The sequence below is a fragment of the Streptomyces shenzhenensis genome (genome assembly GCF_021462265.1).
GTDB classification, from domain to species: Bacteria; Actinomycetota; Actinomycetes; order Streptomycetales; family Streptomycetaceae; genus Streptomyces; species Streptomyces shenzhenensis.
Genome location: NZ_JAJONF010000090.1, coordinates 1 through 13,721 on the forward strand (window position 1 = coordinate 1; position 13,721 = coordinate 13,721).

The 13,721-nt window shown below is 71.6% G+C and carries 10 protein-coding genes and 3 pseudogenes; 10 read left to right on the plus strand and 3 right to left on the minus strand.

Features of this window, described 5'->3' with window-relative positions; genetic code table 11:
• The coding region (locus tag LQ326_RS45760; protein WP_372497136.1) for a transposase at nt 1-289 on the plus strand (289 nt) is incomplete at its 5' end.
• Here LQ326_RS45760 and LQ326_RS45765 read toward each other — a convergent pair.
• Nucleotides 286-630, minus strand: a complete 345-nt coding sequence (locus LQ326_RS45765) for a DUF2750 domain-containing protein (RefSeq protein WP_234545139.1) — start codon at nt 628-630, stop codon at nt 286-288. The two genes, LQ326_RS45760 and LQ326_RS45765, sit on opposite strands and share 4 nt — an antisense overlap.
• A gap of 791 nt (nt 631-1,421) precedes the next feature.
• Nucleotides 1,422-1,814: an ester cyclase gene (locus LQ326_RS45770; protein WP_234545140.1), complete on the minus strand. Its 393-nt coding sequence runs from the start codon at nt 1,812-1,814 to the stop codon at nt 1,422-1,424.
• 166 nt (nt 1,815-1,980) lie between these two features.
• Here LQ326_RS45770 and LQ326_RS45775 point away from each other — a divergent pair, with 166 nt between their 5' ends.
• The 3 genes and pseudogenes from LQ326_RS45775 to LQ326_RS45780 all read left to right on the plus strand — a co-directional run bounded on the left by LQ326_RS45775 (nt 1,981) and on the right by LQ326_RS45780 (nt 3,523).
• Nucleotides 1,981-2,868 (plus strand): helix-turn-helix domain-containing protein, encoded by an 888-nt coding sequence (locus LQ326_RS45775; protein ID WP_234545141.1) that lies wholly within the window; start codon nt 1,981-1,983, stop codon nt 2,866-2,868.
• Nucleotides 2,865-2,954, plus strand: a pseudogene (locus LQ326_RS49030) (NADP oxidoreductase); the annotation flags it as partial. The gene LQ326_RS45775 and the pseudogene LQ326_RS49030, both read left to right, overlap by 4 nt.
• Nucleotides 2,955-3,088: 134 nt before the next feature.
• Complete coding sequence (locus LQ326_RS45780) at nt 3,089-3,523, plus strand: NADPH-dependent F420 reductase (RefSeq protein WP_234545142.1); 435 nt, start codon at nt 3,089-3,091, stop codon at nt 3,521-3,523.
• A 180-nt stretch (nt 3,524-3,703) separates the two neighbouring features.
• Here the strand turns inward: LQ326_RS45780 and LQ326_RS45785 are convergent.
• Nucleotides 3,704-4,033, minus strand: a pseudogene (locus LQ326_RS45785) (transposase); the annotation flags it as partial.
• A gap of 2 nt (nt 4,034-4,035) precedes the next feature.
• Between LQ326_RS45785 and LQ326_RS45790 the strand changes: the two are divergent.
• The 6 genes and pseudogenes from LQ326_RS45790 to LQ326_RS45815 form a co-directional block, all read left to right on the plus strand.
• Nucleotides 4,036-4,509 (plus strand): annotated as a pseudogene (locus tag LQ326_RS45790) (acetamidase/formamidase family protein); the annotation flags it as partial.
• Nucleotides 4,510-4,562: 53 nt separating this feature from the next.
• The gene (locus LQ326_RS45795) at nt 4,563-5,168 is read left to right on the plus strand and encodes an N-acetylmuramoyl-L-alanine amidase (protein WP_234545143.1); all 606 of its coding nucleotides are present in this window, start codon (nt 4,563-4,565) and stop codon (nt 5,166-5,168) included.
• A gap of 101 nt (nt 5,169-5,269) precedes the next feature.
• Nucleotides 5,270-6,526 (plus strand): GAF domain-containing protein, encoded by a 1,257-nt coding sequence (locus LQ326_RS45800; protein WP_234545144.1) that lies wholly within the window; start codon nt 5,270-5,272, stop codon nt 6,524-6,526.
• 96 nt (nt 6,527-6,622) lie between these two features.
• A complete protein-coding gene (exaC, locus tag LQ326_RS45805) occupies nt 6,623-8,146 on the plus strand; it encodes an acetaldehyde dehydrogenase ExaC (protein ID WP_234545145.1) in 1,524 nt (507 codons plus the stop codon).
• Nucleotides 8,147-8,948: 802 nt separating this feature from the next.
• Nucleotides 8,949-10,250: an MFS transporter gene (locus LQ326_RS45810; protein ID WP_234545146.1), complete on the plus strand. Its 1,302-nt coding sequence runs from the start codon at nt 8,949-8,951 to the stop codon at nt 10,248-10,250.
• 285 nt (nt 10,251-10,535) lie between these two features.
• The coding region (locus LQ326_RS45815) for a non-ribosomal peptide synthetase (protein ID WP_234545147.1) at nt 10,536-13,721 on the plus strand (3,186 nt) is incomplete at its 3' end.

Here is a 13,721-nt window from a genome sequence, read left to right on the forward strand (position 1 = left end):
CAGCGATGAGTTTCCGAACGGCACAGGCTACGACCACGACAAGTACCGCCGGCTCGTCTGGGACCTCGGCGTGAAGCCGGTCATCGCCCGCCGGGGCACCGAGCACGGTTCCGGCCTGGGAACCCAACGCTGGGTCGTGGAGCGCGCCTTCGCCCACCTGCACTGGTTCCGCCGCCTGCGGATCCGCTGGGAGATACGCGACGACATCCACGAAGCGTTCCTCACGCTCGGATGCGTACTCATCTGCTGGCGGCGGCTGCGCGCTCTGCCGAGCGAGTGCGAGAGCTAGTCGGCCGCCGCGAGTCGTCTGAGGACTTCGACGGGAGTGAAACTCCATCCGACGAGACGGGGTCCGCTCCAGTTGATGCCGATCATGAGTCCCTCACTGGCGGCAGCAGGCAGGTCGCTGTCGCGCCAGACATCCAGAGGCATGGATTCAACCCGTAGCCCATTTGCCCAGATCTTCGCCGCCCGCGCGGCGCGGGCCGACGTCGACCAGTAGGGAAGACTCCGGGTGCCGTCAACCGCGAGGGGAGCCGGACTCCCCTCGTCATCCCGCACAAGCCAGACGACTCCGCTCTGGCGGACGTCTCGGAAAAATGCTGCTGCTTGCGAACCACTCTGACTCATGACCACCCGAGCCTAGCGTTCCGCGCCACTCATTTCGTTAGGAGTTCTAAGAGCTCCCGGCCACCTTCAGCGTGAACTCCCCCAGAAGCAAAAGAGGTTGAGGCACGTCACCTGCCACCGATCGTGATCGCCGACCTGTTCGGGATCGCTCCGGGAACTGCCCACCGGTGGGCCCAATTCGCCGGCAACAGCTGGTCGGACTACCTCGCCGCCCTGTCCTACACCGCACCAGGCGCTGCCCGATCGAGCTGACTGCGAACCGTCAGCGGTGTCCGGCCTCGGCCAGCAGGCCGGCTGAGCCGTCGCTGCGGGGTGGCCGGGGAAACAGACCCGGACGGGGGCGCCCGGTTGAAGACGTATTCGACCTCGGTCAGCTCGGCCTCGATGCGGCGGCAGTGGTTCGGCGCAAGCGTCCCGGCGGTCAGCAGCCGGTTCAGGGGATTTATCAGTGTTCCAGATCGGCAAGTTGTTGGCCGGCGATGATGCTGTTCGCGCCCCGGCCGGGACGGCAGCGATCCAGCAGTGGACCACGATGCCCGGACCGGGCGATCGCGTCCTCGAGACATTTTACGCCGGCCGGCTCATCGTCGTTCGTCGTTTCAGCTTCCCGAACGGGACATCGATTCGGGTGCGGTGTGGCTCGGATAGATACTGTCGCGCTCGTCGCCGCGAGTCTGACCTGGTGGAACGATCCGCGAACGTTGGGGGACGGATGTCGAGCGCGGCGGCTTCCCGTTCACGGCCGAGGCCGGCACCTCCACGATCGAGGTGCCGGCCCTCCACCCGGTGGGTCAGGCGGTCAGCTGCCGCAGGATGTCCGCCGAGTCGTGCAGGTTGGTCATCTCCACGAAGCGCCCGTCGCGGACCCGGTAGATGGCGTACTCGACGATCGTGAAGGACTTGCCGGTGGGCGCGACGCCCAGCCACTCCTTCTGCGGGGTGCCGGTGTTGACGGCGCGCACGGCGATCCGGTCACGGTCGAACAGCAACTCCTGGACCTCCCACCGCATGTCCGGAACGGCCTCGAGGATGGATCGCATGTCCGCGATCACATCGGCCCGCCGACCCGGGGTGCCGTTCAGGGTCACCTCGTCGGCGATGAACTGGTCCATCTCGTCCAGCCGCCGGCCGTCGAGCGCCGCGACGTACTGCAGGTACCAGCTCTTCAGATCGATCTCCGACATCACTTCTCCTTCTCGCCCGGCCGAACCGGGCCACAGGGGCTACGGGTCACCACCCGTTGCGGTCGAGATCGAATGCTGGTGCCTTCGCGGCCGGGCCGACAGGTACCGCTCTGGGTAGGCAAGCTGGTACCACCCGCGGTCGCCGATCGCGGGGGATCATGGCGGCATGGACGAGTTTCCGCAGCTGATCCGTGCGTGGCGCACCAGGGTGCGGCCGGCGGACGTCGGTCTGGCCCCGGGCCTGAACCGGCGTACGCCCGGTCTGCGCCGTGAGGAGCTCGCGCTGACCGCCGGGGTGAGTGTCGACTACATCGTCCGCCTGGAGCAGGGCCGTGCCCGCAACCCCTCCGCTCAGCTGCTGACCTCTCTCGCCAGGGCGCTGCGGCTCAACGACGAGGAGCGCGAGCACCTGTTCCGGGTAGCGGGGGTGGCCCTGCCGTCGGCCGGGCACGTGCCCCGGCACATCACCCCGACCGCCCAGCGGATGGTGGACCGCTTCCGCAATCTCCCGGTCGCCGTCGCCATGCACACCGCCATCTACGAGGTGGTGTTGTGGAACCCGCTCTGGGCCGCGCTCTTCGGTGACCCGTCGAGCCAGACCCGCCTGGAGCGCAACGTCGCGTGGCGCTACTTCACCGACAGGGCGCACCCGGTGACGCACACCCCCGAGGACGAGGAAACCTACGCACGGGACCTCGTCGGCCACCTCCGCAAGGCGGTGAGCCGCTACCCGGACGACCCCGACCTGTCCCAGCTGATCACACGACTGACCAGGGCCAGCCCGGAGTTCAGCCGGCGCTGGCGGGAGGGCACGGTCGGCGAGCTCCGCACCAGCCGCAAGACCCTGCACACCGCGCTGGCCGGCGACATCGTCGTGGACTGCGACACCCTCACCGGCGGCCCCGGCGACCAGACGATCGTGATCATGACCGCGGCCCCGGGATCCGAGGACGAACAGAAGCTCGACCTGCTGCGCGTCATCGGGCTGCAGCAGCTGCACACCCCGCCGGCGAGACGGCTACCCGCCGGCCCACCTGAGAAGGACCACTCATGACAATCGTCGGAATCACCGGAGCCGGCGAAGTCGGCAGCCAGTTCGCCCGCACGGCCATCTCGACCGGATACGAGGTCGTCCTCGCTAATTCTCGCGGACCGCAGACGCTCGCCTCCCTGATCGCCGGGCTGGGCCCGGCAGCGCGGCGGCGCACGCCGCGGAAGCGGCAGCGGCCGGCCGCTTCGTCGTCATCGCGGCGCCCCTCACCGTCGTCTCCGACATGCCGGCCGAGGCCCTCGCGGGCAAGATCGTCTTGGATACGAACAACTACTTCGTCTGGCGAGACGGCCACATCCCCGTCATCGATTCCGGCGCGAAGACGGAACACGAACTGCGCCAGGAACAGCTCCTGGCCGCCAAGGTGGCGAAAGCCTTCACCATGATCGAGGCGTGGCGGATCCCCACCGCCGCCCGGCCGGCCGGTGCGCCGGACCGGCTCGCGCTCCCCGTCTCCAGCGACTTCCCCGAAGCCGCCGACCTGGTGACGCGGCTGTACGACCAGTTCGGATACGACACCGTGGACCACAGCCCACTCAGCGAGTCCTGGCGCAGCGGACCTGGCCAGCCCGCCTGGATCGCCCACGCGCATCAGAACCGAGCCGAGCTGGCCGCCAATCTGCGACGAGCGTGGCGCGATCTGCACAGACCGTTCTGACCAGATTGCCAACGCCGGACGGCCCAGGACCAACAAGCCGAACGCTCCCGGCGTGGGCGAGCGTCATCGCACTGAGTCCGGTGTCCATGTTTCTTCACCGGCCCCAATCAGCCCACTGCAACTGCCGCGCGGCCGGCCCGCCGGGCGGTGGAGCGCGGCGAGGCGCCAGCCGATCGTCCGTGTTGGGTCGCGCCAGGAGATGGTGTTCTCGCTGGTGAGGCGACGGGCCATGAGGTCGGTCATGGCGAGGTGGATCATGGCTTCGGAGCGAGTGGACAGGGTCTCGTAGTCGCGGGCGAGACGTCGGTTGAGCATGAGCCAGCCGTAGGTCCGCTCGACCGCCCACCGCTTCGGAATCGGGGTGAAGCCCCTGGTCCCAGGGGTGCGGGCGGTGATTTCCATGTCGATGCCGAGGGTGGCGGCGTGCCCGACGAGGTGCTGGCGGTAGCCGCCGTCGACCCACACTTTGCGGATGCCGGGGTGGCTGGGGGCGCACTGGCCCAGGGAGCGGCCCGACTCCTCATGCCGGCATCCGGGAATGGGCACCACACGGTGCGGCTGGTGCTGCGCTGGCTGGGCCGGTGCGGGCCGCGTTCGGCCGTACTTCTAAAGTACGCCTGATTCCAGTCTCTGAGTGCGCGATGAACACCGTGGTGATCGTCGAGCTGCTGAAGGGGATCGCGACGCCGTGGCCCCGGCTGGAGTCGGACACACACATCATCTCGACGGGGTCGGCGCGTCCGCTGGAGGACGCCTTCCGGATATCGCAGCTCGACCTGGTGCGGTGGCTGGTGCGCGACTACGGGTTCGGCGAACTCGACGCGTACCAGTACGCGACCCAGGCGGTGGAATCACCATTGGCCAATGTGTGCGACACCAACTACACATGTGTGGCCAAGCTACGCAAGGAGTGGCTCCCCGCGCGCGAGACTTACCGCGGACTGCATGGGCGACTGCGCGAGACGGCGGCCACCCTGCGCCGCTGACCGCCCCTCGACTCCCCCGTGCTTCGAGCACGCTTCCGAAAGGCACCCCACCCATGGACCGGGCACGACCGCTCCTCAGCAGGCGACGGCTCCTGAAGGGCGCGGCCCTCGCCGCAGTCCCGTACGCGCTGCTCCCCGCGGGCCGGGCCGGCGCACAGACCGGACCCGTCGACTATCCGTCGGCCGAGTGGCAGGCGGCGAGCAGCGACAACCGGACACCGGCCTCGCGACCCGACGACTACGCGATCGACCATGTGATCATCCATGTCACGCAGCAGTCGTACGCCGGCACGCTGTCCATCTTCCAGAACCCGAAGAAGCGGGTGTCCGCGCACTATCTGGTGCGCTCGGCCGACGGACATGTGGCCCAGTGCGTGCGGGAGTCCGACGTGGCCTGGCACGCCGGGAACTGGGACTACAACACGCGGAGCATCGGCATCGAGCACGAGGGCTGGGTGGACGAGCCGGAGTACTTCACCGACGCCCTGTACAAGGAGTCGGCGCGGCTGACGGCGTCGATCTGCGACCGCTACGGCATCCCGAAGGACCGGGACCACGTCATCGGCCACGTCGAGGTGCCGGGGACCGACCACACCGATCCGGGCAAGCACTGGGACTGGGTCCGCTACATGCGGCTGGTCGGCATGTCGTCGCGGTGAGGCTCATCGGCGGTCCGCGCGAAGAGGCCGGTCGAAACGGTTGTCGGCACGTACACCCCGCGTGACGATGTCCCCAGCCGCATCGCCGTCGGGAGGCCGAGTTGACCAATACCTGGGTGGCCCTGGAGCCGGGGGCCGACCCTGCCGAGCGCGTCCGGGCGCTGCGCCGGGCGCACGAGACGTTCACCACCGCGGGCACGGTGCCGCGCCCGGTGCGGTCCGTGGTGGCCGAGTCGTGGCGGCGTTCCGCGCGGGCCGGGGTGGGCCCGGACGGCACGGCACGCGTGGAGCTGACGGACGGTGACCTCGGCGCGTACCGGGCGGAGCATCCGCTGGCCCGGGTGATGCCGCTGATCAGGGAGCTGATGGGCACGTTCGCGGCGGACGGCGAGCACCTTCTGGCGGTGTGCGACGCGGACGGCAGGCTGCTGTGGGTCGAGGGGCATCCGGCGACCCGGCGCCGGGCGGACCGGATGAACTTCGTGCCGGGCGCGCGCTGGTCGGAGACCGCGGTCGGCACCAACGCGCCGGGGACGGCGGTGGCCGTGGACCGGCCGGTGCAGGTGTTCGCCGCGGAGCACTTCATCCGCCGGGTGCAGCCGTGGACGTGCGCGGCGGCGCCGGTGCACGATCCGCGCACCGGGCGGGTGCTGGGTGCCGTCGACATCACCGGCGGCGACCGGCTGGCGCATCCGCACAGCCTGGGCTTCGTCCAGGCGGTGGCGCGCGCCGCGGAGTCGCAGCTGGCGCTGCTCGATCCGCCGTTGCCCGCCGCCGAGGCGCCCGCGCTGGCGGCGCTCGGCCGTGACGAGGCCGAGCTCCGGCTGGACGGCCGCCGGCTGCGGCTCGGCCGCCGGCACAGCGAGCTGCTGGTGCTGCTGTCCCGCCATCCGGAGGGACTGACCGGCGACGAGCTGCTGTGCGCGCTGTACGAGGACGAGTCGGTGACGCCGGTGACGCTGCGGGCGGAACTGGTGCGGCTGCGCCGGCTGCTGGGCCCGGGGCTGCTCGCCTCCCGGCCTTACCGGCTGACCGCGCCGGTGGAGTCGGACGTGACCGTGGTGGAGCGGCGGCTGGAGGCGGGGGCGGTGGCGGCGGCCGCGGGGGCGTACACCGGACCCCTGCTGCCCGGCTCGCAGGCGCCCGCGGTCGTACGGCTCAGGCAGCGGCTGGCGGACGGGCTGCGGGCCGCGCTGGTCGCGGGCCATGACCCGGACCTGCTGGCGGAGTGGGCGCACGCGCCGTGGGGCGAGGACGACGTCGAGGTGTGGCGGGCGCTGGCGGCGGTGCGGCCGACGGCGGTCGTACGGTCCCGGCTGGCGGCCCTGGAGGCGGAGTTCGCGGCGCCGGCCGGCTGACCCGCGGCGCAACGTGCTCGCAACGTCCGCTCCCCTAGCCTCCGCGCCGGGAGCTGCCCGACGGCGGGCAGCTCATCTGCAAGGAGGCAGGCCACCATGACCCGTTACGCGGCGCCCGGCACCGAGGGCGCGATCGTCTCCTACCAGGCGCGCTACGACCACTTCATCGGCGGCGAGTACGTGCCACCGGCCCGGGGGCAGTACTTCGAGAACCCGTCGCCGGTGAACGGGCTGCCGTTCACCGAGGTGGCGCGGGGCACCGCGGAGGACGTGGAGCGGGCGCTGGACGCGGCGCACGCGGCGGCGCCGGGCTGGGGCCGTAGGTCGGTGACGGAGCGCTCCGACATCCTACTCAAGATCGCCGACCGGATGGAGGCCCACCTCGAACCGCTCGCGGTCGCCGAGAGCTGGGAGAACGGCAAGCCGGTGCGCGAGACGCTGGCCGCCGACATCCCCCTGGCCATCGACCACTTCCGGTACTTCGCGGGGGCGATCCGCGCGCAGGAGGGTTCGCTGGGCGAGGTCGACGACGACACGGTGGCGTACCACTTCCACGAGCCGCTCGGCGTCGTCGCGCAGATCATCCCGTGGAACTTCCCCATCCTGATGGCGACCTGGAAGCTGGCGCCGGCCCTGGCGGCCGGGAACGCGGTCGTCATCAAGCCGGCCGAGCAGACCCCGGCCTCCATCCACTACTGGATGAGCCTGATCGCGGACCTCCTGCCGCCGGGTGTGCTGAACATCGTCAACGGTTTCGGGGTGGAGGCGGGCAAGCCGCTGGCGTCGAGCCCCCGGGTGGCGAAGGTCGCCTTCACCGGTGAGACCACCACGGGGCGGCTGATCATGCAGTACGCCTCGGAGAACATCAAGCCGGTCACGCTCGAACTGGGCGGCAAGTCCCCGAACATCTTCTTCGACGACGTCTGGGCGCACGACGACGACTTCCGCGACAAGGCCCTCGAGGGCTTCACGATGTTCGCGCTCAACCAGGGCGAGGTCTGCACCTGCCCGTCCCGGGCGCTCGTCCAGCGCGGGCACTACGCCGAGTTCATGGAGGCGGCGGTCGCCCGTACCCGCCTGATCAAGCCGGGTCACCCGCTCGACACCGACACGATGATCGGCGCCCAGGCCTCCAACGACCAGCTGGAGAAGATCCTCTCCTACCTGGACATCGGCCGGCAGGAGGGGGCGAAGGTCCTCACCGGTGGGGAACGCATCGACTACGACGGCGAGTTGAAGGGCGGCTACTACGTCCAGCCGACCATCTTCGAGGGCGACAACCGGATGCGGATCTTCCAGGAGGAGATCTTCGGCCCGGTGGTCTCGGTGACGTCCTTCGACGACTTCGACGACGCGATCAAGATGGCCAACGACACGCTGTACGGACTCGGTGCGGGCGTGTGGACCCGTGACATCAACACCGCGTACCGCGCGGGCCGCTCGATCCAGGCGGGCCGGGTGTGGACCAACTGCTACCACGCGTACCCCGCGCACGCGGCGTTCGGCGGCTACAAGCAGTCGGGGATCGGCCGCGAGACGCACAAGATGATGCTGGAGCACTACCAGCAGACGAAGAATCTCCTGGTGTCGTACTCGCCGAAGCGGCTGGGCTTCTTCTAGACACCCGCGAAAAGGCGCCTGACCTGGGTTTTCACCCGTCAGGCGCCTTTCGCGCAGCCCGCTCTCGACCGAGCCCGGCCCGCGCGCCGACTCCCGATTCCGCCGACGCCGCGGTCGGCTGAGCTACAACAACCTGCTGTTGTCGTACTCGGCGAAGAAGCCGGGTTTCTTCCAGACGCCTGCGAAAGGGCGCCTGACCTGGGTTTTCACCCGTCAGGCGCCCTTCGAGTGCCCGAAGACAGCCCCGATGCTCCGGCCGGCTCGGCGGGCGCACTGCGCGGGATCGCCCGCAAGGCTGAGAAGGCGCCAGCCGCTGCCTGGCAGACGGCACAGCGGACGCGTCAGGTGGCCGGCCTCCATGAGCCGGCATCCCGACATCAGGCCGAAACCCGGTGCCGGCGGGGGCAGTTCGCCCGGTGCGGGGCGGCGGGCCGCGGCGGGGCCGCGCTATCGTGAGGACCCGGCAGGTCGGGTACGACGGGTGGGACGGGCGGTCCACACCACACCCCGGGCCGGGTCCGCGCGGCCGGGCGGCCGGGCGGCCGGGCGGCCGGGCGGCGTCCCGCCCCGGCCGAGGGCGCGGACCACCTCCGGTGGCGTCATCGCGCCCGCGCGCGAGCGCGCATCCGCCCCGGCCGCCCTGGCGATCCCGGTCATCGAACGGTCGTGGCCGTGTGCCATGCCCTGGAGCGGACCGCCGCCGCCGTAGCGCCGGGCGGTCCGCTGCGGTCGACGGCATGGAGTGCGCCCACGGGCATCCCGCCGCACGTCATGCCCGACGACCACAGGAAGGCCCGCTCCCGTGCACGCATCCGCGCCCGGCAAGACCCTCGCCCCCGCGCCCCGGCCGACGGCCCGCTCCCGCGTCCTGTCCTGGATCCCCGGCCTGTTGCACGACACCGCGTTTCGCCGGTACTGGACGGCGCAGACGGTGTCGTACCTCGGCGACCAGGTGTCCGCCCTCGCCATCCCCCTCATCGCCGTCACCGTCGTGCACGCCGACGCGGCCCAGATGGGCTATCTCGGTGCCGCGGTCTGGCTGCCGCATCTGCTGTTCGGGCCGTACGCCGGGCTGTGGGCGGACCGTCGCAGGCACCGCCGGCACGTCATGATCGCCGCCGATCTGGGCCGCTTCGCACTGCTCCTCAGCCTCCCGCTCGTCCACGCCCTCGGCACGCTGACGTTCACCGTCCTCTTCGCGGTGGCGTTCGGCGTCGGACTGCTGTCGGTGCTCTTCGAGGTGTGCAATCCCCCGCTGTTCAAGGCGATGGTGCCGCCGGGCGGTTACGTGGCCGGCAACGCCCTCGGCAGCGGCAGCCGGGCCATGGCGAAGGTCGTCGGGCCCAGCGCCGGCGGCTTCCTGGTGCAGTTGTGCTCCGCGCCGCTCGCCCTGCTGGTGGACGCCCTGTCATACCTCGTCTCGGCGGTGCTCCTGGCCCGTATCGCACCGCAGGAGGCACCGCCTTCGCAGGAGCGCGCCCGGCTGCGGGCGGCCGGGCGGTTCATCGTCCGGTCCCGGGCCGTCCGGGCGGCGCTGGCCGCCACGGCGACGATCAACTTCTTCTGCTTCGTGACGACCACCCTCTTCGTCCTGTACGCCACCACGGCTCTGGGCCTCGGCGCGGGGCTGCTCGGCACGGTACTGGGCGCGGGGGCCGTCGGCGCGGTGGTGGGGGCCGTGTGCGCGACCCCGCTGACCCGGCGCCTCGGGGTGGGCCGGACGTTCCTGCTCGGCTGCCTGACGACCCCCGCCCCCCTGCTGCTGATCCCCGCGGCGCACGGGTCGGGGCCCGCGACCCTGGTCATGCTCGTCGGCGCCCAGTTCGGTTCGGCGATGGGCGTCATCTGGATCGACATCACCACGGCCACCCTGCTGACGTCGCTGGTCCCGGACGCCATGCGGTCAAGCGTGTTCGGCGCCTACCAAGGGGTGAACCTCGGCATGCGGCCGCTCTCCGCGCTGATCGCGGGAGCCGTCGCCGGGCCGCTGGGCCTGCGGGCCACGCTGTGGATCGCGGCGGCCGGGGCGCTCACCGCCTGCCTGTGGGCCCTGCCCTCGCCGCTGTCCCGCACGATGCCGCCCACGGCCGGCCAGGAGGCGTGAGCGGCACGAACGGCAGCCGGAAGTGCCGCCCAGAGTGCCTGTGACAGTGCCGTTCCGGCCCTCGTGGCGCCGTTAGCGTGGCTTCACCGATCGATGATCGCCGTCGCACGCACCCCGCACACACCCCGCACACACCCTGGACGTCCGCCCGCGTCTGCCCGCATCCGCCGAAGCAGGGCGACCGGGACGGCGGTGCGGCACCGTGGCCCGCCCAAAAGCCGGCCACGGTCGCCCGCCCCGTCCTCGGGTCGTCGCCCTTCCGTCACCGCCCTCATGGAGACTTCCGTGACACCAGCAGATTCCGGACACTTCCTAGACAGGTTTCTCCGGCAAGTCGCCGCGACCCCCGACCGGCCGGCGGCAGAGCTCGGCGACCGGCAGCTGACGTACGCCGAACTCGACGCCCGCGCCGTCGCTCTGGCCGCCCGGCTCCGGTCCCTCGGCGTGGGTCCGGGGGCGACGGTCGGCGTGTTCCTGCAGCCGTCCCTCGACCTCGTGGCCTCGGTCCTGGCCGTCGTCCGCGCCGGGGCCGCCTGGCTGCCGCTGGATCCCTCGTACCCGGCCGACCGGCTCTCGTACATGATCCGTGACTCGGGCACCGCGCTGGTCGTCGCCGACGCGACCGCGCCCGAATGGCTGCGCGGTCTCGGCATACCCCTCGCGGACCCCGCCGACGACGCCGCGCCCGCCGAGCCCGTCCCGCTGCCCCGGCCGCGCCCGGAGTCCGCGGCGTACGTCATCTACACCTCCGGCTCCACCGGCCGTCCCAAGGGCGTGACACTCACCCAGCGCGGACTGGCCAACCTGGCGGCGGCCCAGCGCACGGCGTTCACGGTGCGCCCGGGCCACCGGGTCCTCCAGTTCGCCTCGCCCAGCTTCGACGCATCCGTCTTCGAGCTGGCCATGGCGCTGTGCTCGGGCGCCACCCTCGTACTGCCGCCGCGCCGGGACGTCCTGTACGGCCCGGGGCTCGGCGACTTCCTGGCCCGCGCCCGGATCACCCACATCACGCTGCCCCCGAGCGTGCTCGCCATGGTGTCCGAGCGGGAACTGCCGTACCTGGAGACGATCGTCTGCGCCGGGGAGGCGCTGCCCCAGCAGCTCGTCGACCGGTGGGCGCCGGGCCGTGCGATGTTCAACGCGTACGGCCCGACCGAGACCACCGTGTGGGCCTCGGTGTCCCGGACCCGGCCGGGCGGCGGCAAGCCGGTCATCGGCCGGGCCGTCGACGGAGTCCGCCTGTATGTGCTGGACGAGTCGATGCGCCCGGTGCCGCCCGGCGAACCGGGTGAACTGGTCGTCGGCGGCGAGGGGGTGGCCCGCGGGTACATCGGGCGGCCGGGCCTGACCGCCGACCGTTTCGTGCCCGACCCGGACGCCCCGGGCGAGCGGGCCTACCGCACCGGGGACCTGGTGCGGACGACGCCGGACGGGGAGCTGGACTTCCTCGGCCGCATCGACCAGCAGGTCAAGCTGAACGGCTTCCGCATCGAGCCGGACGAGATCGCCGGTGTGCTGCGCGAGCATCCAGCCGTCCAGGACGTCGCGGTCGTCGTGGGCCGGGTCGGCGACGAGGACCGGCTGCTCGGCTATGTCGTGGCGCCGTCGGCCGGGCCCCTGGAGCTGCGCGGGTTCGCCGCCGAGCGGCTGCCGCACTACATGGTGCCGTCCATCGCGGTGATCGACCGGCTGCCGCTGCTGCCCAACGGCAAGCTCGACCGTGGCGCGCTGCCCGCCCTGGACCGCACGTCGCTGGGCCTGGGCGGTGGCGGGGCCGAAGCCCGGACCGGGACCGAGCGCCGGCTGGCGGAGATCGCCGCCGAGCTCCTCGGCATCGACGGTATCGGTGTCGAGGACGACTTCTTCCTGCTGGGCGGCCACTCGCTGCTCGCGGGACGCCTCGCGGCGCGGGTGCGCTCGGAGTTCGGCACCGAACTGCCGATATCGAGCATCTACGGCGAGCGCACGGTGGCGCGGATGGCCGCCGAGCTGGACCGGCTGGGCCGCAGCGCGCCGCCGCTGCCGCCGGTGGCGCGGGTCCCCCGGGACCGTCCGCTGCCGCTGTCGTTCCCACAGGAGCGGATCTGGTTCCTGGAGCAGCTCTCCCCCGGCAACCTCGCCTACAACGCCCAGGCCACCATCCGGCTGCGGGGCCCGCTCGACGCGTCGGTGCTGCGCGACACGATCACCGAAGTGGTGCGCCGGCACGAGATCTTCCGTACGGCGTTCTCCACTGTCGACGGCGTCCCGGTGCAGGAGGTCCGCCCGCCGATGGCGGTACGGCTGCCCGTGGTCGACCTCCAGGACGTGCCGGAGGCGGACCGGGAGCGCCGTACCGAGGAGGTCGTGCGGGACACGATCCGCCGTCCTTTCGAGCTGACGGATCCGCCGCTGGCCCGCTGGCTGCTGATCCGGCACTCGCCCGACGACCACACCCTCGTCCAGGTGGAGCACCACTTCGTGCACGACGGCTGGTCGTTCGGCGTGCTTCTCGACGAGATCCGCGCGATCTACCCGGAGCTGGCGGCCGGCCGGCCGTCGCCGTTGCCCGAACCTCCCATCCAGTACGCCGACTTCGCCGCCTGGCAGCGGTCCTGGATGAGAGACGAGGTGCTGGACCGTCATCTGGAGTACTGGAAGGGGCACTTGAAGGACGCCCCGCTGGTCCTGGATCTGCCGACGGACCGGCCCCGGCCGCGCGTCCCGTCGTTCCGGGGCGCAGCCCTGCGGGTGGAGCTGCCGGCCGGACTGAGCCGTGCGCTGCGGGAGTCCAGCGAGCGGTCGGGGGTGACGCTGTTCGCCTCCATGCTGTCGGGCTTCGCCGCCCTGTTGAGCCGCTACTCGGGTCAGAGCGACCTGGTCGTGGGCACGGGGGCCGCCAACCGCCGGCTCGCGGAGACCGAGCGCATGCTGGGCATGGTGGTGAACACGCTGCCGCTGCGGCTGGACACCTCGGGTTCACCGGGCTTCGACCGGCTGCGACAGCGGGTGAACGAGGTGCTGAGGGAGACCTCGGACTGGCAGGACGTGCCGCTGGACCGGCTGGTGGAGGCGGTGGCGCCGCCCCGGGTGCCGTCCATCAACCCGCTGTTCCAGGTGATGTTCAGCTTCCACAACGCCATCGTGCCGACCCTGGAGTTCGGGGGCGTGCGGGGCACCGTCCTGGAGCGTCACAACGGCTCGGCCAAGATGGACCTCAACATCGTGGTGATACCGCGCGCTCAGCAGCGAGCCGGCCGTGCGGACCACCCGGACCACGACCGGATCACGCTGATCTGGGAGTACGCCACCTCGCTGTTCGACGAGGACACGATGCAAAGGATGGTGGACCAGTACATCACCCTGCTGCGGTCGGCGGTCGAGGAGCCGGACCGGCCGATGGACCGGATCGGGCTGGAGTCCGGGAGCGCCGCGGACCGTCGGCGTCCGCCGCTCGGCGGGGGGCTGGGCGAGCGCGTCGAGTTCTCCGGC